At 52.2% G+C, this 24,572-nt stretch carries 20 protein-coding genes; 7 read left to right on the forward strand and 13 right to left on the reverse strand.

Going from position 1 to position 24,572, the window contains the following annotated elements; genetic code table 11:
• Nucleotides 1-603 precede the first annotated feature (603 nt).
• Nucleotides 604-1,434 (forward strand): GGDEF domain-containing protein, encoded by an 831-nt coding sequence (locus ATY27_RS14695; protein WP_208931376.1) that lies wholly within the window; start codon nt 604-606, stop codon nt 1,432-1,434.
• 7 nt (nt 1,435-1,441) lie between these two features.
• Here the strand turns inward: ATY27_RS14695 and ATY27_RS14700 are convergent, their stop codons facing one another.
• The 6 genes from ATY27_RS14700 to ATY27_RS14725 form a co-directional block, all read right to left on the reverse strand.
• Nucleotides 1,442-2,176, reverse strand: a complete 735-nt coding sequence (locus tag ATY27_RS14700; protein ID WP_208931377.1) for an SOS response-associated peptidase family protein — start codon at nt 2,174-2,176, stop codon at nt 1,442-1,444.
• Nucleotides 2,177-2,279: 103 nt separating this feature from the next.
• Nucleotides 2,280-4,268, reverse strand: coding sequence for a TonB-dependent copper receptor (locus tag ATY27_RS14705; protein WP_208931378.1), 1,989 nt, complete (start codon nt 4,266-4,268; stop codon nt 2,280-2,282).
• A gap of 200 nt (nt 4,269-4,468) precedes the next feature.
• Nucleotides 4,469-4,960: a DUF1543 domain-containing protein gene (locus ATY27_RS14710; RefSeq protein ID WP_208931379.1), complete on the reverse strand. Its 492-nt coding sequence runs from the start codon at nt 4,958-4,960 to the stop codon at nt 4,469-4,471.
• An 81-nt stretch (nt 4,961-5,041) separates the two neighbouring features.
• Nucleotides 5,042-5,665: a hypothetical protein gene (locus tag ATY27_RS14715; RefSeq protein ID WP_208931380.1), complete on the reverse strand. Its 624-nt coding sequence runs from the start codon at nt 5,663-5,665 to the stop codon at nt 5,042-5,044.
• Between the two features lie 155 nt (nt 5,666-5,820).
• A complete protein-coding gene (locus ATY27_RS14720) occupies nt 5,821-7,512 on the reverse strand; it encodes an NAD-dependent malic enzyme (RefSeq protein WP_208931381.1) in 1,692 nt (563 codons plus the stop codon).
• Nucleotides 7,513-7,671: 159 nt separating this feature from the next.
• Nucleotides 7,672-8,100 (reverse strand): Lrp/AsnC family transcriptional regulator, encoded by a 429-nt coding sequence (locus tag ATY27_RS14725; protein WP_208931382.1) that lies wholly within the window; start codon nt 8,098-8,100, stop codon nt 7,672-7,674.
• 202 nt (nt 8,101-8,302) lie between these two features.
• Here ATY27_RS14725 and ATY27_RS14730 point away from each other — a divergent pair, with 202 nt between their 5' ends.
• From ATY27_RS14730 to ATY27_RS14745, 4 genes are all read left to right on the forward strand, one after another.
• The gene (locus ATY27_RS14730; protein WP_208931383.1) at nt 8,303-9,514 is read left to right on the forward strand and encodes an aspartate aminotransferase family protein; all 1,212 of its coding nucleotides are present in this window, start codon (nt 8,303-8,305) and stop codon (nt 9,512-9,514) included.
• Between the two features lie 53 nt (nt 9,515-9,567).
• Nucleotides 9,568-10,596 carry an arginine N-succinyltransferase gene (astA, locus tag ATY27_RS14735; protein ID WP_208931384.1) on the forward strand — a complete coding sequence of 343 codons (1,029 nt, stop codon included), beginning with the start codon at nt 9,568-9,570 and terminating at the stop codon, nt 10,594-10,596.
• Nucleotides 10,593-12,080: a succinylglutamate-semialdehyde dehydrogenase gene (astD, locus tag ATY27_RS14740; protein ID WP_208931385.1), complete on the forward strand. Its 1,488-nt coding sequence runs from the start codon at nt 10,593-10,595 to the stop codon at nt 12,078-12,080. The genes astA and astD overlap by 4 nt, the downstream gene beginning before the upstream one ends.
• A gap of 109 nt (nt 12,081-12,189) precedes the next feature.
• A complete protein-coding gene (locus ATY27_RS14745) occupies nt 12,190-12,993 on the forward strand; it encodes a DUF1338 domain-containing protein (RefSeq protein ID WP_208931386.1) in 804 nt (267 codons plus the stop codon).
• Between the two features lie 182 nt (nt 12,994-13,175).
• Here the strand turns inward: ATY27_RS14745 and ATY27_RS14750 are convergent, their stop codons facing one another.
• The 3 genes from ATY27_RS14750 to ATY27_RS14760 all read right to left on the reverse strand — a co-directional run bounded on the left by ATY27_RS14750 (nt 13,176) and on the right by ATY27_RS14760 (nt 15,158).
• Nucleotides 13,176-13,631 carry a GNAT family N-acetyltransferase gene (locus ATY27_RS14750; protein WP_208931387.1) on the reverse strand — a complete coding sequence of 152 codons (456 nt, stop codon included), beginning with the start codon at nt 13,629-13,631 and terminating at the stop codon, nt 13,176-13,178.
• Nucleotides 13,632-13,693: 62 nt separating this feature from the next.
• Nucleotides 13,694-14,278 (reverse strand): dienelactone hydrolase family protein, encoded by a 585-nt coding sequence (locus tag ATY27_RS14755; protein WP_208931388.1) that lies wholly within the window; start codon nt 14,276-14,278, stop codon nt 13,694-13,696.
• A gap of 13 nt (nt 14,279-14,291) precedes the next feature.
• Nucleotides 14,292-15,158, reverse strand: coding sequence for an MBL fold metallo-hydrolase (locus ATY27_RS14760; protein WP_208931389.1), 867 nt, complete (start codon nt 15,156-15,158; stop codon nt 14,292-14,294).
• 244 nt (nt 15,159-15,402) lie between these two features.
• On the opposite strand from ATY27_RS14760, the gene ATY27_RS14765 reads away from it, so the two are divergent.
• Complete coding sequence (locus ATY27_RS14765) at nt 15,403-17,634, forward strand: methyl-accepting chemotaxis protein (RefSeq protein ID WP_208931390.1); 2,232 nt, start codon at nt 15,403-15,405, stop codon at nt 17,632-17,634.
• 29 nt (nt 17,635-17,663) lie between these two features.
• Here ATY27_RS14765 and ATY27_RS20005 read toward each other — a convergent pair whose 3' ends face one another.
• From ATY27_RS20005 to ATY27_RS14785, 4 genes are all read right to left on the reverse strand, one after another.
• Nucleotides 17,664-18,749: a methyl-accepting chemotaxis protein gene (locus ATY27_RS20005; RefSeq protein WP_208931391.1), complete on the reverse strand. Its 1,086-nt coding sequence runs from the start codon at nt 18,747-18,749 to the stop codon at nt 17,664-17,666.
• 243 nt (nt 18,750-18,992) lie between these two features.
• Nucleotides 18,993-20,075 (reverse strand): methyl-accepting chemotaxis protein, encoded by a 1,083-nt coding sequence (locus ATY27_RS20010; RefSeq protein ID WP_208931392.1) that lies wholly within the window; start codon nt 20,073-20,075, stop codon nt 18,993-18,995.
• A gap of 185 nt (nt 20,076-20,260) precedes the next feature.
• A complete protein-coding gene (locus ATY27_RS14780) occupies nt 20,261-21,865 on the reverse strand; it encodes an ABC-F family ATPase (protein WP_208931393.1) in 1,605 nt (534 codons plus the stop codon).
• Nucleotides 21,866-22,020: 155 nt separating this feature from the next.
• Entirely contained in the window at nt 22,021-22,932 is a 912-nt protein-coding gene (locus ATY27_RS14785) for a DMT family transporter (RefSeq protein WP_208931394.1), read from the reverse strand.
• 131 nt (nt 22,933-23,063) lie between these two features.
• Between ATY27_RS14785 and ATY27_RS14790 the strand changes: the two genes are divergently transcribed.
• The gene (locus ATY27_RS14790) at nt 23,064-24,548 is read left to right on the forward strand and encodes a PLP-dependent aminotransferase family protein (protein ID WP_208931395.1); all 1,485 of its coding nucleotides are present in this window, start codon (nt 23,064-23,066) and stop codon (nt 24,546-24,548) included.
• The last annotated feature ends 24 nt before the right edge of the window (nt 24,549-24,572 follow it).

The following is a 24,572-nucleotide window of genomic DNA, read 5'->3' on the forward strand; positions in this document are numbered from 1 at the left end:
TTTGAATTAGAGAATTGCAGATAACTGAGCAGAACTGTGGATAATCCAACAGCTATTGATAAATTAGGCGAATAGATAGGTAATTGATATTAATAAAGATATAGGCGTTTCACTTAGATACTTAATATCCCATAATGTATATTATGTTAAATATGATTATGCGGAAGCAGATGCTTCACTCGGACTTGGTGTCAGAGCTAGGCTCATCGTCAACACGACGGCCGCAAAGGCTCCCGCTAATCTCTTTAGCACTTTTTCAAACTCTGCCCTGACTGCCGGTGACTTTGCTTTTTCCATATCCAACCGAACCAGCACTTAGCCGATATCCATTTGGCAGCGTTCAGCAATAGACATGGCTTGTTCTGGTGTCAGATGGCGAAATTCAATCCAGTACTGACTGACATTGCCAACGGTCATTGCTGGCAGCTCAGATAACTTTTACTTCATTCGTCGAACAAAAACACCAGAGCATTATTCGCGATATCAGGCTGCTATTCACGGCGACCAATTTCTCTCGCTTGGTAAATGAGCCAGCGATCGTAAAAGATGTAAAACTAACCTATACCTTAGATCGAGACTTAATTTTTCTTGGAATTCAGTTAATTGAACAAAGTTCTCAGTCGCATTAACTTGAGGTTTGTGTGGCCAGTCGCCCTTTTAATCGTTGCTATCATAGCAGCAGCAGATTATTACTCTGGTGTATTGATCACAGTGTCTGCCTTCTACTTACTTCCTATGTTTCTTGTTGCCTGGACTCGAACCAGACCTGAAACTCATTTACTGGTGTTTGTCATCGTAATCGCCTGGACTTCGGCCAATTACTTGAGTGATGGCGCGCACTTATCGCAAGGCGTAATAGCCTGGAATTTTTTGATCAGATGGTTGCATCTGACTCTTACCGCTGAACTTATTCGTTACGTCAGTCACCTTTTGAAAATTAATTCAGAACTTGCTAACACAGACAGTCTCACCGGGATACCGAATCGCCGGTCCTTTAACAGCAAAATGGAGAATATGTTGGCATCTTCTGCTTTTGGAAAAATCACCACCTTTATCTTGATAGATGTCGATTTTTTCAAAACTATCAATGACAACCATGGACACCAGTATGGCGATGCGCTGTTAAAAAGAGTGTCTCAGGTGCTGTCGAAAGAATGCATGAAAAATGAATTCTGTGGACGCTTAGGTGGTGATGAGTTTGCAATTCTGCTTTGTTGCGAAGACTTTACGGACATCAATAACCGTATAAAGCGTCTTGCGGCCCGATTATCCGACGAGGCTGCGTCTTGCAGTTTGGGTACTGCGATTGTCAATAAAGGAGAACCAATAGCTGATATTTTTGAACAGGCAGACAAAGCGCTTTATCAAACAAAATTGGGCGGACGTGGTTTTGCCACTATTTTTGATGGCACTAGCTATCACAAAGCTATTTAGCTTTAGCCTAACCCTCATCATCCGCCTCTACCTCAACCACAGCTGCAATGGCCTGATACAAACTTGGTTTATTGATTGGAATGGCCCGTAGCCTTGTGTAGATCTTTGGTTGCAGTAAATCATTGAACTGATTGATATTGCTGTCCGGATCCAGCCATAGGTCAAATGCGCTTGGTGGTAACATCATCGGCATGGCTTTGCTGTGAAATGGCGTCAGCTTTGGGTGTGGCGCTAAGGTGATGATTGAACAGGAATAGGTGAGTTCGCCGGTGTTTTTATTCAGCCAGGTGCGGTAAAGGCCGGCAAAGGCCAAGGCACGTTGTCCGATAAAATCGGTGTAGCGACTGACGCCCTGCACTATTTCTGTTTCGCCAAAACCGCTGGCTGGAATAATACAACGTTGTTGGCGATACGCCTGAAAACCCGCGCTGCCCCGCACATGGAGTTTGTCGGATCTGGTGTTAAAACTGGTGTATGGACCGGGTTTAAAACCTTGTTCTGTTTGCTCCAGCAGCAGCCACCAGATGGCATCTTGTAGCCGGCGCTGGCCATCTTGCTGGAGAACAATACTCACCAGATTAGTCGCACGGATAAAACGCCCGGTTCTGATTGGCAGATCCAGCGCTAATTGTGCCGGTGCTTGTTCCGTCTGAGTGCTAGCCGCCGGATACAAGTGGATACCAAGCTGTTCCAACAGTTCAATTAATAACGGATTATCAGTGACATTCAAGCGTCCGCACATCGCAGTCTCTGTTTACGGCAATCATCTGCCAACTATAACTGCTGCTGGATGCGTAAAGCCACTACCAAAGTCCTCCCATCACTGCATGATTTTGATGCACGTATCAGAACTGCCCATCCCAATTCCACTGCGCTTTTAACCAGGCCGTCCGGCCAGGTTCATTGACGCGTAACGTCTGGACATAACCCGGGATGCCGCCGCCCATGCCGTTGCCCGCAGCACGGCTGACAAACTCGGCATAAGCCCGGTCGAGCAGATTGTCGACGCCGGCGGTCAGCAGCAAGCTTGCTACCGGACGCCAGCTGCCGTTCAATGACAGCACGGCAAATCCCGGCGTTGAGCCCAGATCTTTGCCGACGATATTGCCTTTGTCACGATCGAAATAACTTTGCGCGCCAACAATACGCACTAACGAACCCACAGACCAGTTGTCCAGCGCGTAACTCAGGCCCAGTTTGATTTCCAATGGGGAGATCTGTGGCAATGCAGTGCCGTCGGTATCGTTGTCACCACGGGTATAAGCCAATGTCAGGTCGGATTGCCAATAATGAGAAAATTTCTGCTGAACACCCAGTTCAGCGCCATAACTGCTGGCGTCGATGTTTCTGACAAAACCATTTGATTTCATCATGTTGCTGTAGTCGACCAGAATATAATCACTGATTTCATTGTAAAACGCTGAGACTGACCATTCAGTGTCTGCGTCTTTAAACAAATAACCGGTATCGAGCTGCGTCGTTTGTTCCGGCGCTATGTCCAAAAACGCACTTTTTGATTTAATGCCCTCTTTGGCGATCAATTCCCAATAATCCGGGAAACGCGCGGTGCTGCCGACGCCGATATACCAACTGGCCGGAATTGCGCTGAACTGATGTTCATAACGGGCAAAACCGCTGTGCAGGTCATCATCGCGCCGCTGTCCGGCAGTTGGGTTTGGCATTGAACTCATCATGCCAGCGATTTTCAGCCGCTCGTCCGTGGCTTGCCACTGGTCCAGCCGGTAGCCAGCGGCGACTGCGTCAAATTGGGCGAGCTGAAAGCGCCATTCCGCGAAAACACCGACCTGAGAGATCCCGGCATCATCCAGCAGCGCGCTATAAACGCCGGATGCGGGTGCCGAGCGCGAACTATGACCACTGTCCTGCTGATCTGCGCCCAGCGTTACTTTGTAATTCATTGACGGCGTAAAGACCGCACTGAGGCGCCCGCCTTTGGTATCGCGCAGCAAGTTTGCATAACCCATCATGCCCGGCTTGCGTAATTGCTGGTCGTCCATCAGGTGGTCGACTTCATTGTCGAACCAATGGATTTTGACCTGCTCGAGCCAAGGCGTGATATTGGTTTTTTCCACCCGCAGATTCAGGCTATCGCGCCGGAAACGCGTACCATCCATACCGCGGTCGGCATATGCTGCTTCGCCGTCACTGCGCGCGCCGGATAGCTCCACTTTGGTATCGACATCCGGCGTCCAGCCGACTGCGATATTGCCGCTGTAGCGCTGATAACGTGAATGCACGTCGTTACCGTCACCATCCTGATAGTCATCCGACGTGGAGTTACTGCCACTTAACAGCACATAACCATTTTGCTGACCGAATTGCAGATCGGCCAGTTCGTCATGGCGGCCAAAACTTGCGGTGGTCAGGCTGCTGTGTGTGCGAAAACCGGCTTGTTCAAAAGGCGCGACGTTGCGGTCAAACAGGATCACCGCCGCGGAATGGCCGGCACCATGCGCCACCGATTGCGGGCCTTTTATCACGGTCATTGAATCATGTAATTCGGGGTAAATATAAGCCGTTGGTGCATCCATCCGGAAGTTACAGCCGCCGAGAATGTTTTCGCCATCGACCAGAATACCAAGGCGAGACCCGGCCATCCCGCGGAACACGGCGTCACCATCGGCACCGCCTTTACGTGTGACCGAAAACCCCGGGATAGTCTTCAGATAGTCGGCACCATCGTGCGCCGGCAAGGGCTGACGCGGCGCTTTCGGGTCCATCACCAGCTGGCCTGGCCCGTTCAGAACTACTCCAGTGACCTGGACACGTTCAATGTCTTTTTCCGCGTTGGCATCAGCTGCATTCGCAGCCATATCCGCCAGAACAGAGGCCGGCAAGCAGAACAGGCTCAGCGCTAACGTTAGACGAGATAATTTGAATGAAGAGAGAAATGGATTCAGCGTGGTCACGGCAGGCACATACCTTTTAAAAAATGCATGTGCCTGATTTTACGGAAAAGTTCCTGTTGCCCCTATGTGGCAAATTGTCGCAGTCACTTGGGGGAGATCGTGCTCTACAGCAGGATGTAATCATTACCTTGCCGTGCCGGCGCATAATCGCCCGGCACCAGCTGAACATAACGACCGGCCACAGCATCAATGGCGATGCAATCGTCGACGTCATACAGATTATCGGTGTGCGGTTTATCCCACTGCCGCGGCATGCGCTGTTTGCCGAGCTGTTTCGCCTCGGCTGGGTTCTGTGCCACCACCAGCAAATACTGATGGTCCTCACCAAAACTGCCGGGCAAATAACCACCAAGATTAATGAAATAGAGCCGTGGGTCGCCGGCTTTGGGCGCCACATCGCTAAAATGCAGCTGATAACCATCAACGCCCTGCACTTGCCACCAGGAATCAATATGCAGGTTTTTAGCGGCGCCAAACCATTGCTGACGGAGCTGCGCATGGCAATCGCTGAGCTGCTCACCAAAAGCGAACACGACGTCATGCACTTCGATTTTCGCCGCCGGGTGTTTGCCACCCAACATCACCACAAATAACATCTGTCTTCCTGCATGGTCTCGGTTAAATCTGCGGCCAAGCTTAAAGAAAACTGGCCGCAGGTCAACTCTGGTCGGGCTGGATCAACTTTTGTTTTTGTTAAAATGCAGCGATTTGCTAAAAAACATCCCGCTCTGGCAGTTTTTATCTGGTTGCTCGCCGGGTTTCAGCACCCGCAGCTGGTCATAACTGCCTTGCGGCAATTGCGCGGTGATCTGCTGTTCAAAGGTTTTGGCGACTTTGCTGATTTCATCGCCATAGCTGCTGATAGCGTCGATATCGCCCTGATAACTGTCAGTAATATCTTCGATGCGCTCTGCCGTCATGCGGGTTTGTTCCAATAGCGTTTCATCCGGCATCCGGTCGCGTTTGGTTTGCAGCTCAAGCTCTGCGCTCAGTTGCTCCATTTTGTCCTGGTGTGGCTCCAGCGCCTTGCTCATCTGATCCAGTGGGATCTGCAGCTGGTCCATTTTCAGTTCGGCTTTTTTTAGATTTTGCCAGGCGTCGAGCTCTGCTGCGGTCAAAGCCCGCTCGGACAATAATTTGCAGTCTTTCAGCACCTGCAGTTTGTAGTCGGTTGGCGCTGATTGTTTTGCTGACGATTGTTGTGCGGCAAGTGCAAGGCCGCAGCTGCTCAGCAGCACGATGACCAAGGTGAAACGATGAAAATGATAGGTTGGAATGTAACGCTGTTTGCTGGATGGCATAAGGACCTCGGGCTATCAATGAAATGATGATGCTGGTTGGTCGCAGCCTGATTTAAAAAAGTTGGTCAGTGGATAAGAAAAAACACAGAAAAAAAACGGCGAAGCACAAGGTTGTGTTTCGCCGATCTTTTGGCCGTGCTTTCGTCGGTTTGTGTTTAGCTGCTGACGCGCTTATACAAACGGTATTCTGGTTTCCAGAAATTGCTGTTGATTTTGCGCAGCAGGCGCTCGTCATCCATTTCCAGTGCATGGCCTTGTGCCATCGCCATTTTGGCGACCGCAAAGGCAATTTCTTTTGATAACTCAGATAATTGCGTTAACGGAGGCAGAATGCCGCCCTCGCCTGTGTTGGCCAGCGGTGATGCCGCCGCCAACGTCTCACTGGCCACCCGCAGCATCTCATCACTGATATGGCGGGCTTTACAGGCCAGCACACCAAGCCCGATCCCCGGGAAAATGTAGCTGTTGTTACACTGCGCAACCGGATAGGTTTTGCCATTGTATTCAACGGGTTTAAACGGGCTGCCAGTGGCGATAATGACTTCACCTTCGGTCCATTCAATGATTTTTTCCGGCCGCGCTTCAATTTGTTTGATTGGATTACTGAGCGGCATAATGATAGGCAGCGCACAGTTTTTCTTCATCGCTTTGACAACGGCTTCAGTGAACAGCCCGGCGACGCCAGATACACCAATTAAGATGTCTGGTTTGGCGCAGTTCATCACATCCCGCAGCGAGGCGTAATCGCCGCTGAAAGACCAGTGGCTGATGGCGACTTTGGTTTGCACCAGCGCCTGCTGGAAGTCACGTAAATCTTCCATGCCGTCAGTTAACAGACCATGGCGGTCGACCATAAAGACCTGACCGCGCGCGGTGGCGTCATCGATGCCTTCGCTGACCATTTGGCTGATGACCTGCTCGGCGATACCGCAGCCGGCAGATCCTGCGCCTACAAACACCACTTTTTGATCCGATAATTTAGTGCCTTTTGAGCGACAGGCGGCCAACAAGGTGCCGACCGTCACCGCTGCAGTGCCCTGAATATCGTCGTTAAAGCAGCAGATTTGGTCGCGGTAGCGTTTCAGCAATGGCATTGCATTGGGCTGCGCAAAGTCTTCAAACTGCACCATCGCTTCCGGCCAGCGCCGTTTCACGGCTTTGATAAATTTGTCGACGAACTCATAGTATTCGTCGCCACTGATACGACGGTGACGATTGCCCATATAAAACGGGTCATTCAGCAGTTTTTCGTTGTTGGTGCCGACATCCAGACACACTGGCAAGGTATAGGCCGGGCTGATGCCGCCACAGGCGGTATACAGTGACAATTTGCCGATCGAGATCCCCATGCCGCCAATGCCCTGATCACCAAGGCCCAATACACGCTCACCGTCGGTAACCACAATGACTTTGACTTTTTTCTTGGTGGCGCTGCGCAGCACATCGTCTAACTGATCGCGGTCGCTGTAAGAAATAAACAAACCACGGGCGCTGCGGTAAATGTCAGAGAAGCGCTCACAAGCGTCACCGACCGTTGGCGTGTAGATAATAGGCAGCATTTCTTCGAGATGGTTTTGCAGCAGACGGTGAAACAAAGTTTCATTGTTGTCCTGCACCACACGCAGATAGATGTGTTTGTTGATTGGCTCTTCAAATGAGGAATATTGCATGTAAGCACGCGCGGCTTGCTCTTCGATGCTTTCATAACGTGGTGGCAGCAGGCCGGTTAAGTTAAATGCAGCACGCTCTTCACGGCTAAATGCACTGCCCTTGTTCAGTAAAGGCGTTTCCAGCAGCGCTGGGCCGGCATAATGGGTGTACAAAGGGGTGTTATCTGCTTGACTCATAATATTCCCGGAAATAGCGGCCATCTGGCGCAAAGTGGGCGGATTCTACCGCTGTTCTGACCCTGTAGTAAAATTTCAGACAACTGGTCGGACATTTGCGGCTACCGGTGGCTACAGGCTATTTGTTGTTGCCTTACCAGCAATCACAGCGTTCTGACCTTAACGTTTAAATTTGGTTTCGAGGATCACTGAGGAATTAGTCCGTTCCACGCCGTCCAGATCACCAATTTGATCGAGCAAATGACTGAGTTGTTCAGTGCTTTGCGCCTGAACCACTGCGATCAGGTCGTATTCACCGCTGATGGCATACAGTTCGGCAATTTGCGCAATTTGCTTCAGCTCATTATTAGTTTTGACCGTCAGCTTTTGTTTCACTTTAATCGACACATGGGCCGACACCAGTGATTTAGTGTAGCTGTCACCATAGTCCAGCACGTAACCGCGAATGACGCCGGTTTGCTCCAGCCGGGCGATGCGCGTTTGTACCGTGGAGCGCGATAGATCCAGTAATCGGGCCAGGTCTGACACACTCGATCTGGCGTTGGTTCTGAGCAGTGCCAACAGTCTTTCATCTTCTTTGCTTAGCATTTTGTTTAATTACTCCGTCAATATGTCAAAACAAAACCTATATTTGCCGATAATGATACTGCAGTTTGACGACCCTGCCCAATATAATAAGGTCATTCCGTCCAGGAATGCCGCATGCCTGCGCAATAGCCGCAGCGTGTAGAGCGATACCTGGACTTCAAAAGCCGCTACAGACGGCGACACCACTGACGAGGAATTCGCAATGCAATTAACCCGCGCCCTGTTTGATGAAGTTATGGTCCCCAATTACGCCCCGTCACCGATCATTCCGGTGCGTGGCCTTGGCTCCCGGTTGTGGGATCAGCAGGATCGCGAGTTTATCGATTTTGCCGGCGGTATCGCCGTCAACTGTCTGGGCCACTGCCATCCGGTGCTGGTCAAAGCACTGACCGAACAAGCCAATAAGTTATGGCACTTATCCAATACCATGACCAACGAACCGGCGCTGGCATTAGCGCAGCGTCTGGTTGACACCACCTTCGCGGAAAAAGTCTATTTCGCCAACTCAGGCGCTGAAGCTAACGAAGCGGCATTGAAGCTGGTTCGCCGCGTGGCACTGAATAAATTCGGTGCAGAAAAATCGCAAATCATCGCCTTTAAAATGGGCTTCCACGGCCGCACGCTGTTTACCGTCACTGTTGGTGGTCAACCGGCTTATTCTGACGGCTTCGGGCCAAAACCGGCTGATATCGACCATGCTGAATACAACAATCTGGATAGCCTCAAAGCGCTGATCTCTGACCGGACCTGTGCCGTGGTGTTAGAACCATTACAAGGCGAAGGCGGCATCATCAGCCCAAGCAAAGAATTTATTCAGGGTGTGCGTGAGCTGTGTGATCAGCACAATGCGCTGCTGGTATTTGATGAAGTACAAAGCGGTGTTGGCCGGACCGGCGAGCTCTATGCCTATATGGGCCTCGGCGTCACGCCGGACGTATTAACCACGGCTAAAGCACTCGGCGGTGGCTTCCCAATCGGCGCGATGCTGACCACCACTGAGATAGCCAAACATTTAGTCGTAGGCACACACGGCAGCACTTACGGCGGTAACCCGCTGGCCTGTGCTGTGGCGCTGGCGGCTTATGACACCGTCAACACACCGGAAGTTTTAAACGGCGTGAAAGCCCGTGAGAAGCTGTTTAAAGATGCGTTGCACGCTATCAATGCCAAATACCAGGTGTTCAGTGAAGTGCGCGGTCAGGGCCTGCTGATTGGTGCTGCACTCAGTACCGAGTGGGCCGGCAAATCCCGTGATTTTATGCTCGCAGCCGCCGAACAAGGTCTGCTGGTGCTGATGGCCGGCTACAACGTGGTGCGCTTTGCGCCGTCGCTGGTCATTCCGGAGCAGGATATTCTCGACGGTATGGCGCGTTTTGAAGCGGCCATTGCCAAACTGGTCGCGACCCGCGGCTGATCTGTAACAAGAACAAGCCGGCGTGATATGCCGGCTTTTGTCAGGACTTTTTCATGTTATTGATCCGCCCTATTACCCAAGCCGATTACCCGGCGCTGATGCAAATCGCCATCGAATCTGGTGCTGGTTTCACCTCGCTGCCGGTGAACGAACAGAAACTGAAACAAAAAATCGCCCATTCCGAGCACAGCTTTGGTATCGATACCGAGCAGCCCGGCAATCAGGGTTACCTGTTTGTGCTGGAAGACACCGAAACCGGCGAGATCCTAGGCACGTCCGGCATCGAAGCATCGGTTGGTCTCACCACGCCGCTGTACCACTTCCATAAAAGCACCGTGGTGCATCACAGCAACGAGCTGAACGTTTACAACCCGGTGGAAGTGTTGACCATGTGCAACGACTACACCGGCGTATCAGAGATTTGTACGTTGTTCCTGCGTGAACCTTACCGCAGCGGCATGTATGGCCGTTTCTTGTCGAAAGTCCGTTTTATGTTTATGGCGGACCATCCAAAACGCTTCTCTAAAATCGTCATCGCTGAGATGCGCGGCATGGCCGATGAAAATGCGCTGCCACCGTTCTGGCAATGGCTGCAGTCGTATTTTTTCAGCATCGACTTCCCAACCGCCGACCATATGATTGGCATAGGTAATAAAGGTTTTATCGCCGACCTGATGCCGCGTCACCCGATTTATGTGTCGCTGCTGCCAAAATCAGCACAGGACGTGATTGGTCAGGTGCATGTCAATACAGCGCCAGCTTTGAAACTGCTGGAAAATGAAGGCTTTATTCACCGTGGTTATGTCGATTTGTTTGATGCGGGCCCGACGGTTGAAGCACAGCTCAAACAAATTAAATCGGTACGTAGCAGCCACCGGATTAAAGTCGCGATTGGTGCGCCGGTAGAAGGTCCCACACTTGCGATCTCGAATCCGCAGGTGGCCGGTTTTCGCGCCACCATCAGCAATCAGGCGCAGCTTGATGGCGACGTGTTGATTATCACGCAAGCGATCGCGGATGGCCTACAGGTCAATGCAGGCGATGAAGTGCGTTATTTAAATCTGGACAGAGGTGCCAAATGAGTCAGGCAACAAGCATTATTCAGGGCTTACAGCTGATCAATGGTCAGTGGCAATCAGGTGCTGGTGCATTGTTCCAGTCGGTCGACCCGGCGACAAACCAGGTGATTTGGCAAGGCCAGGCGGCCGATGAACAGCAAGTACAACAGGCCTATCAAGCGGCACGCACAGCATTTTACAGCTGGTCCACCCGGCCGTTGGCGGAACGTATTGCGATTGCTGAAGCTTTCGCCGAACAGCTCAAGACCAACACTGAAGCCTTAGCGCGCACTATTGCACTGGATACCGGTAAATCTTTGTGGGAAAGCCGCACTGAAGTCGCGGCGATGATTGGCAAAATCGCGATTTCAGTCAAAGCCCATCAGGAGCGCACCGGCACTGTGGAAAACCCGATGCCAGGCGCGCGTGCTTTTATCCGGCATAAACCGCATGGTGTAGTCGCGGTCTTTGGCCCATACAACTTCCCGGGTCATTTACCCAATGGCCATATTGTACCGGCACTGATCGCTGGCAATGCCGTGCTGTTTAAGCCATCAGAGCTGACGCCATTGGTCGCGCAGCACACGCTGGAACTGTGGCAGGCTGCTGGTTTACCAGCCGGCGTGCTGAACTTACTGCAAGGTGAAGTAGCAACAGGCAAAGCCATTGCCAATTTACCGGGCATCGACGGTTTGTTTTTCACCGGTAGTTCAAACACCGGGCACTTGCTGCACAAACAATTTGCCGGTCATCCCGGTAAAATTCTGGCGCTGGAAATGGGCGGTAATAATCCGCTGATCGTCAAAGACGTTGCTGACATCAAAGCCGCAGTGCATGACATTATTCAGTCGGCATTTATCACCAGTGGTCAGCGTTGCACTTGTGCCCGCCGCTTATTTATTGAACAGTCTGCTAATGGCGATGCCATTTTAGCGGCTTTGGTCACAGCAACTAAACAGTTAGCGGTGGGCGCGCCTTTTGCCGAAGTACAACCGTTTTATGCTTCGATGATTAGCAGCAAAGCGGCGGCCGGTATGGTTAAAGCCCAGGCGGACATTGAAGCGCTTGGTGGCGTGTCTTTAGTACGCCTGACGCAGCTCGACCCGGCCCTGGGTTTTGTCACGCCAGGCATTATCGATGTGACGCATGCCGCAGCATTACCGGATGAAGAACATTTTGGCCCACTGTTAAAAGTGTACCGCTACAGCGAGCTGTCAGCAGCCATCGATGAGGCCAATAACACCAGTTTCGGTTTGTCAGCCGGCTTGTTGGCGGATAACGCCAGCGATTACGAATTATTCTTCAGTCGTATTCGTGCCGGCATCGTTAACTGGAACAAGCCGATCACCGGCGCATCCAGCAGCGCGCCTTTTGGCGGTATTGGTGCCAGTGGTAACCATCGCGCCAGCGCTTATTACGCAGCGGATTATTGTGCTTACCCGGTGGCCTCGGTTGAAGCCGACCAAGTCAGCCTGCCAGCGACCTTAAGCCCGGGGCTGAGTCTCTGAGCTGGTTGTACAATCGCAAAAGTTCGACGACAAGTTTTATTAAGATCAAAGTAGTTCCGGCCACAAGTTGTAAAATCTGTGGCCTTAGCAGTAAATAACAGGCAAACCCATGCATAGCAATTTTAAAGATTTATTCGTCGCTCTGTGGCAAGACTACGTGCAACTGACCCCTTCAGCGGAGCAAATCCATGCCCTGCTTGGTTCAGGTCAGCAAGATGATGTGATCAACGACCACATCGCGCTGCGCACATTTAATCTGGATAAAGTCGGCCTCGATAAACTGGCTGCACATTTTATTGCTGTGGGTTACAGGGAAGCAGGCGAATACCATTTTGAGGCGAAAAAGCTGTACGCCAAGCATTTTGAGCATCCGGATCCAACGGCGCCAAAAGTGTTTATCTCTGAGCTGCTGGTAGAAAAATGCTCGCCAATGCTGCAGCAAGCGGTGCAGAAGTTAGTTGATCAAATCCCTGCTGAGGCCGTGACTGCAGAGAACTTTATCTATTCAGGCCGGCACTGGAACATTGACCAAGCGACTTACCGACTGCTGCTGGAAGAAAGTGAATACGCCGCCTGGATGGCAGTCTGGGGTTTCCGCGCCAACCATTTCACAGTATCAGTCAATGCGCTGCAGAATTTCACCAGCCTGCAAAGTGTCAACCAGACTTTAAAAGATGCCGGTTTCCCGCTCAATACCTCTGGCGGCGAAATCAAAGGTTCAGCGGACGTGTTGCTGGAGCAATCCTCAACGCTGGCCGATGAAGCCGAAGTGGCTTTCACCGATGGTGTTTTATCGGTTCCTAGCTGCTTCTATGAGTTCGCGCTGCGTTACCCAACGGCGGACGGCTCGCTCTACACCGGTTTTGTTGCGGCTTCTGCCGACAAGATCTTTGAGAGCACCAACGCCCGATAACGCGCTCGAAAAAGTGCTTAATAAAGTGCTCGCTGAGCCCCGACGTTGAGCATCCGGACCGCTGGTTTGATTTGCCGGGGGGCAGATCACTGGCAGTCTGACGACCCAGAATTCACCTCAAGAGTGTGTCAATTGAAGTGAAGTAGTAAAAGCAAACGGGCCTTCGGGCCCGTTTGTGCTATTCAGAGGTTAATCACCGCCAGCATCTCTTCGCCAGCCTCGTCCCAGCCGGTTTCGACAAAACCTAAACTGGCGTAAAAATCTTTCGCCACCGGGTTGGTCGGGACATAACAAATCTCTATCTGCTGAACCCCAGCCATCTGCCGGATCTCAGCCAGAGCAAGCTTTAATGCAGCGCGACCAATGCCTTGTTGCTGGAACTGCCGGTCAACCATCAGGCGCCAGATGGACACCCGTTGCGGCGTTTCCTGTACCCACATGACAAAACCCACCAGCTGATCCTGCTGATAAATTGCCCGCGGAAAACAACCCGGCTCATAGGCAGCCTCCACCAGCGACCATAGGTTCGACGCCAGGTAAATTTCCTGTGTTTGGTGCAGTTTTAAATCACAGACGGCTTCGTAATTGTCGCTAGCGACCGGCGCCAGCCGAACAAAAGCGCAGTGAATATTAGTCATGTAATCGAATTGATTGAAATGTGAATGATTAGTAAGTTGGGCTGCTGATGGCTGATTTCAAGTCAGAAATCCCCCGCCGTTATCCATTGCTGACAGCGCCGCCAGAACTCACTTGCCGCTTCTGGTTGATAACCTTTCGAATGCGGGTTGATAAAACCATGCGGTTGCGGCCAGTGTAGCTGTTTTAGCTGGGGATGCTGCTGTAAAGTCAATTGCAATGCCCGGACATCAAAATGCTGTTCGTCTGACCACAGACAAGTGACCGGCCATTGCGGCATCAGCTCAGTGTATTGGCGAATTTGGCCGCCGTAACACAACAAGGCTTTACCAGCGCCTGGAGTCGCCGTGCTTAACACAGACCAAAGGGCCGCAGCACCAGCGCTGAAACCAAGCAACAAATCCGCAGGTTGTGCCTGTAACCTGGCCTTCACCTGTACCTGATAGCGTTCCAGCCCCCCCTGCTGGATAAACGCCTGATAAGCCAGCTGGTCATCAGTAAACACCGGCACGGCCAGACAACTATCCGGCTGGCAGATCTCTATCTGCAATCTGTCATCCTTGGCCTGTAACGTGGCCAATGCTTGCTGTAACGGCACAGTGGCACCAAAAATGTCCGTTGCAACCAATAACCGCCGTGGCTGGTTCATGCGAAAGTCCTGCTTAAAATTGATCTAAGGGCAATTTCAGATAACGAATGCCGTTGGCTTCTGGCGCTGGTAATTCACCGGCATGCATATTGACCTGGACCGACGGCAATAATAGCCTGGGCATGCTAAGCGTCGCATCACGGGCGGTGCGCAGCGTCACAAAATCAGCTTCGGAGCGGCCTTGCCCAACATGGATATTGCCGGTCTTTTGCGCACCAACACTAGTCTCATTGGCCACTGCCGGCCGGCCCGGTGCACCGTAGTCATGACACATCAACATACGGGTCTCGTCTGGCAGCGCAAACAGTTTTTGGATCGAACGATATAAAGTTGCCGCATCGCCGCCAGGGAAATCACAACGCGCCGTGCCGTAATCCGGCATAAACAAAGTATCACCGACAAACAATAGATCTTCAATCAGATAAGACACACAAGCCGGCGTGTGGCCCGGCGTATGGATAATCTTGATGCTGGCGCGGCCGAGCGGCAATGTGGCGTCGTCAGCCAGTAACAGGTCAAAAGGTGCGCCGTCGGCTTGCGAAGGTAAGGCAAACAGCGCAGAAAAGACTTTTTGTACCCGGCAGATCTGATCACCAATGCCAACCTGCGCCGTGCCGCCGCACCGCGATTTCAACTCCGCCGCCGCACTCAGATGATCGGCGTGTACATGGGTTTCCAGGATATACAGCAAGTTCAGCTGCCGGCTTTGGATCTCGGCCACCACCTGTTCAACGCCGGTAGTCGCAGTACGTCCGGAAGCCTGTTCGAAATTCAGCACCGGATCTATCACCACAGCCGCTTGAGTGCTGGGCTCCCACACCAGATAACTAAAGGTGTTACTGTCTTTATCGAAAAAAACTGAAAATTGCAGCGGGATCATGTCGACGTCCTGGCGCGTAACAGCGCAATAAACCGGATACCGGCAAACTATACCAAAAGTTCCCTATAACTATAAACACTATGATTATTCAAAAAATGAATATGACAGCAACATTGCCGGGTAAACAAGCAGTTAATAACATCCAGATGGCCAAACGGCCTCATTGTCACATATTTGTCATCTAAGCCTCCTAAGCTCTGCGCAGTTTTAGCCGGAACTCCGGCGTAATGGTGGAATACTGACGATGAAAATTGCACAAAGACTTATGTGGGTAATGGGTGGTACCACAATCAGCGCAATGTTGCTGGCAGTCGGGATCAGCAGTTCAATGGCAGGCCGCGCTGCGGAAGCAGCGCTCAGCAGCAGCATCGACCAGCGTTTTCTGGCAGTGGCCACGGGCCGGCGTCAGGCATTGGCGCAATACATGGACCAGCAGCGCGATATGCTGCAGAGTCTGGCGCACAACCGGATGACGCAAGAAGCCTTGCAGGCGCTGCGTAACCCCTACCAGTCATACCGCTATGAAGTGGAAAATCCTGGGCTCGACGCGTTACGGGCTGAAGTCACGCAATGGTATCAGCAACAATATCTGCCACTGGCAGCTCAGCACCAGGCCAAAGCCGATGTAACCGGCTGGCTTAGCAAAGCGTCGCTTGAAACTTTATTGTTGCAGCGCTATTACCTGGCTACCAATCCACATGGCGCCGCCGCGCTGGCGAAATTGGTGGATCGGGCCGACGGCTCCGTCTACGGACAACAACACAAAAGATTCCACCAGAGTTTCCGTGAAATCGTCACCCGCCTGCACTATGACGAACTGTATCTGGTCGACGCCCAGTCCAAAGCGGTGTTGTATTCAGTGAATAAAAGTCCAGTGTTTGCCACTTCCCTGCAGGATGGTGCTTTTGCCAACACGCAGCTGGCGCAATTGGTACGGCAGGTTCTGAAAAATCCGGCGAATGGCTGGCAAGTCTCTGCAGCCGCGCCATTCAGTGGCCAATTTGATCAGCTGACGATGTTTATGGCGGCACCGGTGTTCAGCCCGCAGGACCAAAAAATCAGCGGTGTGCTGGTGGCGCAATTGCCGCTGTCAACCGTCAGCCAATTGATGTCAAATGGCAAGAACTGGCCAGCAATTGGTCTCGGTGACAGTGGCGACAGTTTCCTACTGGATGCAACCGGCCAGCAGCTGACCACCAGCAGGAACGCCGTACAACCGATCCCGGCCGCAGCCGAAGTTGCGACCTTGCTACAAGGAAAACAACAATCCAGACAAATTCAGGCAGAAGATGGTTATCGCTGGTTACAACGCAGTGAAGCGATTGATTTAGGCGGTCATCCGCTGTTGCTGGTGACGCAACAACGCAGTGATGAACTCTATCAGTCACTGTCGCAACTGAATCAACAACTGTGGTATAGCAGCGCCTTAACCGCGTTGCTGCTGGGGATTGCGGTGTTTTGGCTGACCCGCCGGCTCGGCATCGGCATCGCGCGTCCACTGGAACAACTGTCGGCACAGCTGACTACAGCCGCGGAACAGAAAGATTTACGCCAACAGTTTGCGCCGCAACGGGATACCGAACTGGATCAGACCACGACAGCACTGCAGCAACTGTTCAGCCGGTTATCGACGCTGCTGCGCGGCGTGCAGCATGCCACACAGCAAAGTCAGGAGCTGGCGGCGCAGAATCTGCAAATCAGCATGCGTAGTAAAACTGCGGTCTATCAGCAGAAGGCCGCATTAACGCAGCTCGATGTCGAAGCGGCCGAAGCCGCGACCGCATTACAACAATTGCAGGTGCAGATCACGCAGGCCAACAACGACGCAGAACTGACCCACCAACAGGCGTTATCCGGTGAAGACAGTGTCGGCGCATTAAATTCTCAGATCCGCCAACTGGCGGAACAGGTTGGCCATTCGGTCGACAGTATGCTGACATTGGATCAGGCAGCAACTGATATTATGCAAGTGCTGGAGACCATCCGTGGTGTGGCGGAGCAAACCAATTTGCTGGCGTTAAACGCGGCGATTGAAGCGGCGCGTGCCGGTGAGCATGGCCGGGGCTTTGCGGTTGTTGCCGATGAGGTCCGGCGCTTATCGGCGAATACCGCCAAAGCAACTGCTGAAATTCAAACCATGCTAAACCGCCTGACCGGATCTGTGACGCAAACGCGACAAGGATTAGAACAGGAGCAACAAACTGCTGAGCACTGTTTACAAAGTGCCGGCCATGCCGAAGCTGTTTTACAGGAAATTCGCCACGCGGCCGGCCGGATCCGCCAGATCTCTGCTGATATTAATCTGTTAAGCCGCAACGAATGTGCCCGCAGCCAGCAAATCAGTGCTGCACTGGCGCAAATTCACCAGTCTGCGGTTGAAACTGACAGCGCGATGACAGTGCTGGCAGAACAGGCCACGCTGCAGCAAGACGTCAGCAGCGAGTTGTTAGCACAAGCTACGCAGTTGAAGGTGTAAAAAAACGGGGCCGACTGGCCCCGATTGTTTTACGCCCAAATTTCGTTTTGCAACTGACTGATCAGGTCCGTCACCTGCTGACTGGCCTGCTCCATCTCTAACAATGCTTGTTGCATACCGGCAAAATCACCACGTTGACCCGCTGCCAGTGCATCACGGCCCGACTGGTGTACCGCTTTATGCGGGCTATCCAACTGCTGAAAACTGCGTTTACCGCTATAACGTTTTTTGCCTTCGCCTTCAAAATACCACTTACCCAACCGGCATTCAGTATGTGCGTTCACCACATCGCCAAAGCGTTGTTCCTGGATCAGTTTGTAGACATGATGCTTCCAAACCGCATGATCCAGCTTTACGGTATTCAAAAATGCCATGGTTGAACTCTGGCTAATCACTTTCTGCATATGACCCGACGTCGCAATGACTTTGGCGACAACGGCCTCAATTTGGCCACTGGACGCCGCAACATCGGAGGCACTGTGCTGACTTTGTTCAACCATGCCGCGGATCTGTCCGGTCTGGTCGATGATTTGTCGTACCAGTTGTTCAATCTGATTACTGGCCTGATGGGCTTTGCCGGCTAATTGCCGCACTTCGTCAGCAACAACCGCAAAGCCCCGCCCGGCTTCGCCGGCCCTCGCCGCTTCAATCGCCGCATTCAGTGCTAACAAATTGGTTTGGTCGGAAATTTCCTGAATGCTGGAGATCAGCTGATTAATCGCATTCGCAGTACCATCCAAAACGGCGGTGACCGAGGCGCTTTGCTGCGCATCTTTGCTGATTTGGCTGGCGCGATGATCGAGGTTAGCCAGCGCCTGATGCGTTTGGCCGAAAATTTCATCCAACTCAGTCAGAGCCAAATGTTCATGCTCCAGCTGACCGGCATTTTTCGCCAGTTCTTCGCGGATTTGGCCCAGCATCGCGCCACCCAATAACATCGTGGCGCAGACAGATTGTTGCTGTGCATCCTGACGGCGCGACTCTTCGGCTTGTGCCGTTTGCTGTTGGAATTGCTGTTGCATCTTGTCGATTTCGGTCCGATGCAGCTGTTGCTGTTGCTGAAGCTGTTGTTCCAGTTCGGCAATTCGTTGTTTCAATGCAGAGTTAAAAAACATAATTGAAGCTCCGGCGATATCAGAGGGGGATCTGAACGCAGTAAACCAAGGCATAACACAACAGTCCATGGCGTGCTTGCAGGCGGTTAAACATTGTGCCGCAACAGAGGGCACCATAATGACTGACCGGAAACAGCGCTGGCGAATCTTGTCAGTCACTGTACCCGGTCAAAGCTTTATCCTGCCACAACAACAACGCATGCAACAGTACGACTATTGTCTCAGGTCAAATCTCAACGCAATTTATTGCGCACGAACATCCTGCTGCAAGCGTTCCAGGGCTGCCACAACCGATTGTGCTGCATCTTCCATCTGGCCCAAAGCCCGTGCCAGCGCTGCGGTGTCGCCGCTACGGCCGGCTTGCACCGCTTCCCTGGCCGCCTGATGCATGCCACGGTGTGGCGCTTCAATGGCGCGGAAACTGCTGAGCTGACCATAATGCTTGGCGCCGTACCCGCCGGCACCACACCATTGCTGATACTTTTGTTCTGCCATGGACGAAGTTAAATCACGTTGTTGCGCAATCGCCTGATACACCGTGGCTTTCCAGCTGATGTAATCCATTTTCAACCCATCAAGATAGGTCTGAGTGGTGGTGCTGCGGATCAGTTTTTTCATTGCTTCCGAGCGATTAATCACTTCATTCACGACAGAATCAATTTGCTTCGATGATTGCGATACATCAGCCGCGCTTTGCTGACTTTGCGACACCATCGTTTTGATGTTAGTCGTTTGTTCAATCACCTTGCGGATTAAACTTTCGATTTGTTTGCTGGCTTCATTGGCTTTACCAGCCAAAGTGCGTACTTCATCCGCTACAACCGCAAATCCCCGCCCGGCTTCACCGGCCCGGGCGGCTTCAATCGCAGCATTTAACGCCAGCAGATTTGTTTGATCGGATATTTCCTGAATGCTGGAAATTAACTGATTGATTGAACTGGCAGTGCCATCTAACACCGCCGCAGTCGCCGCGCTCTGATTAGCATGTTCGGTAATTTGAATCGCCCGGTCTTCCAGCGTGCGGATCGCAGTTTGGGTTTGGCCAAAAATGTCTTCGAGCCTCGCCAGTGCCGTGCGTTCGGCGATTAAATCATCGGCGTGACGACTGATACTGCCCCGCACCGCGTCCAGCACCGGTCCACCCAATAACTGTTGTTCCTGCCAATGACTCTGATTTTGCAAAGCGACATATTGCTGAACCTGTTGTTCCAGCTGAGCTAATTGCTGCTCTAATTGCTGAGTGCTGTCTCTGGCCTGACGCTGTGTTTCTTTCAGTTGTTCTCTGAGTTGTTGGTTTTCTTCTTTCAGCGCACTATTAAAAAACATGAACTACCCCGAATTCTTATTATTGAATTTCCATCCTAAGTCATGGCATTGGCGCTGAAAAGCCTTTTAAAGGTAAAAGGATTAAGAAAACCGCCGGGAGTGGTTTTTACCAACGCAATGCGTTGAATAAAAAAAAGCGCCCGCAGGCGCTTTATAGATCAACAAGAACGAACCGAACCCGGCTATCAGGCCAGTGCAAGTTGTTGCGTCAGGTAATCGTCGTAACTGCCGACGAAATTACGAACGTCAGTGTCGGTGATCTCAATGATACGGGTCGCCAGTGACGAGACAAATTCGCGGTCGTGGCTGACAAACAACAATGTGCCTTTGTACAGTTCCAGCGCCATGTTCAGCGACTCAATGGATTCCATATCAAGGTGGTTGGTCGGTTCATCCATAATCAGGATATTCGGCCGTTGCAGCATCAGCTTGCCGAATAACATGCGGCCTTTTTCACCACCAGACAGCACTTTAACCTTTTTCTTGATGTCGTCCTGGCTGAACAACAACCGACCCAGAATGCCGCGGATCGCCTGCTCGTCATCCGAAGGTTGTTTCCAGTACGACATCCAGTCAAACAACGACATTTCTTTCATGTCGCCGGCGAATTCATATTCGTGATCCTGCGCGTAATAACCGATATTGACGTTCTCTGACCATTTCACCAGGCCACCATCAACCGGGTATTCGCCGACCAGACATTTTAACAAGGTGGTTTTACCGATACCGTTAGCACCCAGAATGGCTACCTTCTCACCGACTTCGATCATCAGATTGACCTTTTTCAGCACCGGCACACCGTCAAAACCTTTTTTCAAATCATCCACTTCCAGCGCCAAACGGTACAGTTGTTTTTGCTGTTCAAAACGGATAAACGGATTGACGCGGCTGGACGCTTTAACTTCTTCCAGCTTAATCTTGTCCATTTGTTTGGCGCGCGAGGTGGCCTGGCGGGCTTTCGATGCATTGGCCGAGAACCGTGCGACGAAGGCTTTCAGGTCGTCGATTTGGGCTTTTTTCTTCGCATTGTCGGACATCAGCCGTTCACGCGCCTGAGTCGCTGCCAGCATATATTCGTCATAGTTGCCTGGGTATAACCGCAGTTCGCCGTAATCAAGGTCCGCCATGTGCGTACAGACACTGTTTAAGAAGTGACGGTCGTGCGAAATGATGATCATGGTGCTGTTGCGCTCTGCCAGCGTATCTTCCAGCCAGCGGATGGTATTGATGTCTAAGTTGTTGGTTGGTTCGTCGAGTAACATGATCTCTGGATCGGCGAACAGTACCTGCGCCAGTAACACCCGTAACTTCCAACCCGGAGCGACGGCAGACATCGGGCCATAGTGCTGGTCAACCGGAATACCAACACCTAACAGCAGCTCACCGGCGCGAGATTCGGCGGTATAACCGTCCATCTCACCAAAAGCCACTTCAAGATCAGCGACTTTCATGCCGTCTTCTTCTGACATGTCGGCGATGGCATAAATCCGATCACGTTCAGCTTTAACCTGCCACAGTTCGGCGTGGCCCATGATCACGGTATCAATGACGCTGTATTGCTCAAATGCGAACTGATCCTGATGCAGCTTGGCGACGCGCATATTTGGCTCCACCATCACGATACCGCCGGACGGATCCAATTCACGACTCAGGATCTTCATAAAAGTGGATTTACCACAGCCGTTGGCGCCGATCAGGCCATAACGGTTACCTTGACCGAATTTGACCGAAATGTTTTCAAACAGCGGCTTGGCGCCGAATTGCATCGTAATATTGGCAGTAGAGATCACAGTCAGGGGTTCCTGTTGGCCGATCAGGCACAGTTAACAAGTGGAAGCACAAAAAAGGCCCGGCTTTAGGCCGGGCCAAAAAGCGCGCTATTATAGCGACAGCTCCATGTTTTTGCTATGCCGGCGTGCGGCTAAACGGTGCAGTTCATCAAAGATTAACCAAAACGCCGACCCAGTACGATACAGAGTACCACCAGTGCGGCGATGCCTAGTTGAACCATGCTGATGCTTTCACCGAGACACAAAGCCGCCCAGCCCAACCCCAGGAATGGACTGAGTTGCTGCAACTGACTGATTTGTGCCACGCCGCCTAACGATAAGCCGCGATACCAGGCGAAAAAGCCAAGAAACATCGAAAAGACCGATAAGTAGGCAAAACCAAGCCAGGCTGACGTTGAAACTTCGCTGATAGCAATGGCCGGGATTTGCCATAAAGTCCATGGCAACAACGCCGGCAGCGCCAGCACCAAAGCCCAGCAAATCACCTGCCAGCTGCCCAGATCTTTAGCCAGCATCGCGCCTTTGGCATAAGCAAGGCCACAGAACAGGCAGGCCAACAACAGCAAACCGTCGCCTAACGCCAAGGCGCTGACCTGATGTTGCGCCAGGCTGTAACCAATCACCAGTGCCGCGCCGCAGCTGGCAAACAGCCAAAAACCAATCCGCGGTACTTGCCGGCTAAACCAGGCACCAAATATAGCGGTGAATAACGGCATCAGCGTTGTGACCAGTGTGGCGTGACCGGCATCGGTCCATTGCAGTGCCAGCGCAGTAAACACCGGAAAAGCGAATGCAGCGCCAAAGGCAACAATGGCGAGACCAGGCCAAAACCGGCGTGCCGGCAGTTTTTGTCGCATCGCCCATAGCAATAACAAGCTGAGCAAACCCGCCACAGCCGCCCGGCCTGCTCCGACAAAGACTGGTGGCAATTCCAGCACCGCCATCCGGGTCGCCACTATCCCGCCGGAAAACATCAGCACACCGGCCAAACCATAGGCATAGGCTTCGGTCAGTGGTGATCCTGGCTTGCTGACCATAGTGGTTTGCGACAACACCTGTTCTGGCATAAAAACTCCTGTGAATGAAAATACATCGTCACCAGTGACAGTAACCGGAAAAAACCAGTACACTCAGGACAGTTGAGATAAATATTTTCACACTGTACAGGCTATTTGACCGGTACAGCCGGGAGTTACCAATGCAAGTGGCGTTAAGAGATTTCCAGCTGGATTTAGCCTCAGCGCAGGGGCTGACCACACAGCTATTGCAGCAGTCACGCCAGCAAGTTTTACATGGCAGCTGGCCGGCCGGCGCACGCCTGCCCTCGGTGCGCACACTGGCCGCGCATCTGGGCATCAGTAAATTTACCGTGGCTGATGTTTATGAACGGCTGAATGCGGAAGGTTTAGTGTTAAGCCGGCCCGGCAGTGGTGTGTTTGTCGCCCGCCGGCATCCAGCCTTGCAGTTACAGGAAAACAGCAGCGCCAGTGAGCTGGCTGACGAAGTCGCGCTGATGCGCCAAACCTTGCAGCGGGAGCCGCATTGGCTGAAGCCGGCCGCCGGCTGGCTGACACCGGACTATCTGCCACAGCAGGAGATCCGCGCTGCACTGAAAGAAATAGCCCGGCAGGAACAGGCATTGACAGACTATGGCCCGGCTCAGGGGTATCTGCCGTTACGGCAGTATTTGGTGAACCGGCTGGCGGAACTCCGTATCCCACTGGCGCCGCAGCAATTACTGCTGACTCAAAGTGCCACTCACGCGCTGGATTTGGTGCTGCGGTTACTGCTTAAACCCGGTGATAAAGTCATTGTCGACGACCCGGGGTTTTATAATTTTCAGGCGATGTTGCGCCTGCATCAGCTGGAACTGCTGTATCTGCCCCGCACCGCCGATGGCCCTGATTTGCCCGCGCTCAGTGCGTTACTGGACAACCACAAAGTGCGCGCCTATCTGACCAATTCAGTGTTGTCGAATCCGGTTGGCACCTGCGTCAGTCCACCGAAAGCAATGCAGGTACTGTCTTTGCTGAAACAGCATCAGGTGCTGTTGATTGAAGATGATATCTATGCCGATTTTGAGCAACAACCGGCGCTGCGTTATGCCAGTCTGACCGGTCTGCAGGAAGGTGTGTACCTGGGCAGTTTGTCAAAAACTATATCGGCCGATTTGCGGGTCGGCTATATCGCCGCAGCACCGGCTTTGGTTGCATCGCTGACCGATTTAAAGCTTATCACCAGCACCTCAACCCCGGCCACCGTGGAGCGTGTGGTGTACCAGGTATTGACCAGCGGCAGCTACCGCCGTCATCTGAAACAGCTCCATCAGCGTCTGGATATACTGCGCCGGGACGTGCTGGCACAATTTGAGACCCGTGGTTTTCAACCCTGGTTTGTACCGGAAGCCGGCTTCGCGCTATGGCTACGGCTACCTGCAGGGATCAGTAGCCGTACATTGACCGCCCTTGCGGCTACCCACCAGGTAGTATTGGCACCAGGCCCCAATTTCAGCCAGTGGCCGGACGCTGATCAATTTATGCGGGTTAATATCAGTCAGTGTGCGGATATCAGACTATGGCAGGTGTTGGACAATATACTTGATCAGATAAACAACCCACAGTCGTCTGAAACGCAGCTATTGCTGGGCCATCCCGCCGTAAATATACCTGCGGTAAACATTTAGTTTACTTATGTTTTTTAGATTATT

It is taken from the genome of Rheinheimera sp. F8, assembly GCF_001518915.1.

What these genes read in the sequence shown, in the direction of transcription:
- ATY27_RS14700 (WP_208931377.1), bottom strand. Translation starts at nt 2,176, where the DNA reads ATGTGCGGACGCTTGAATGTCACTGATAATCCGTTATTAATTGAACTG.
- ATY27_RS14705 (WP_208931378.1), bottom strand. Translation starts at nt 4,268, where the DNA reads ATGGCTGCGAATGCAGCTGATGCCAACGCGGAAAAAGACATTGAACGT.
- ATY27_RS14710 (WP_208931379.1), bottom strand. Translation starts at nt 4,960, where the DNA reads ATGTTATTTGTGGTGATGTTGGGTGGCAAACACCCGGCGGCGAAAATC.
- ATY27_RS14715 (WP_208931380.1), bottom strand. Translation starts at nt 5,665, where the DNA reads ATGCCATCCAGCAAACAGCGTTACATTCCAACCTATCATTTTCATCGT.
- ATY27_RS14720 (WP_208931381.1), bottom strand. Translation starts at nt 7,512, where the DNA reads ATGAGTCAAGCAGATAACACCCCTTTGTACACCCATTATGCCGGCCCA.
- ATY27_RS14725 (WP_208931382.1), bottom strand. Translation starts at nt 8,100, where the DNA reads ATGCTAAGCAAAGAAGATGAAAGACTGTTGGCACTGCTCAGAACCAAC.
- ATY27_RS14730 (WP_208931383.1), top strand. Translation starts at nt 8,303, where the DNA reads ATGCAATTAACCCGCGCCCTGTTTGATGAAGTTATGGTCCCCAATTAC.
- astA (WP_208931384.1), top strand. Translation starts at nt 9,568, where the DNA reads ATGTTATTGATCCGCCCTATTACCCAAGCCGATTACCCGGCGCTGATG.
- astD (WP_208931385.1), top strand. Translation starts at nt 10,593, where the DNA reads ATGAGTCAGGCAACAAGCATTATTCAGGGCTTACAGCTGATCAATGGT.
- ATY27_RS14745 (WP_208931386.1), top strand. Translation starts at nt 12,190, where the DNA reads ATGCATAGCAATTTTAAAGATTTATTCGTCGCTCTGTGGCAAGACTAC.
- ATY27_RS14750 (WP_208931387.1), bottom strand. Translation starts at nt 13,631, where the DNA reads ATGACTAATATTCACTGCGCTTTTGTTCGGCTGGCGCCGGTCGCTAGC.
- ATY27_RS14755 (WP_208931388.1), bottom strand. Translation starts at nt 14,278, where the DNA reads ATGAACCAGCCACGGCGGTTATTGGTTGCAACGGACATTTTTGGTGCC.
- ATY27_RS14760 (WP_208931389.1), bottom strand. Translation starts at nt 15,158, where the DNA reads ATGATCCCGCTGCAATTTTCAGTTTTTTTCGATAAAGACAGTAACACC.
- ATY27_RS14765 (WP_208931390.1), top strand. Translation starts at nt 15,403, where the DNA reads ATGAAAATTGCACAAAGACTTATGTGGGTAATGGGTGGTACCACAATC.
- ATY27_RS20005 (WP_208931391.1), bottom strand. Translation starts at nt 18,749, where the DNA reads ATGTTTTTTAACTCTGCATTGAAACAACGAATTGCCGAACTGGAACAA.
- ATY27_RS20010 (WP_208931392.1), bottom strand. Translation starts at nt 20,075, where the DNA reads ATGTTTTTTAATAGTGCGCTGAAAGAAGAAAACCAACAACTCAGAGAA.
- ATY27_RS14785 (WP_208931394.1), bottom strand. Translation starts at nt 22,932, where the DNA reads ATGCCAGAACAGGTGTTGTCGCAAACCACTATGGTCAGCAAGCCAGGA.
- ATY27_RS14790 (WP_208931395.1), top strand. Translation starts at nt 23,064, where the DNA reads ATGCAAGTGGCGTTAAGAGATTTCCAGCTGGATTTAGCCTCAGCGCAG.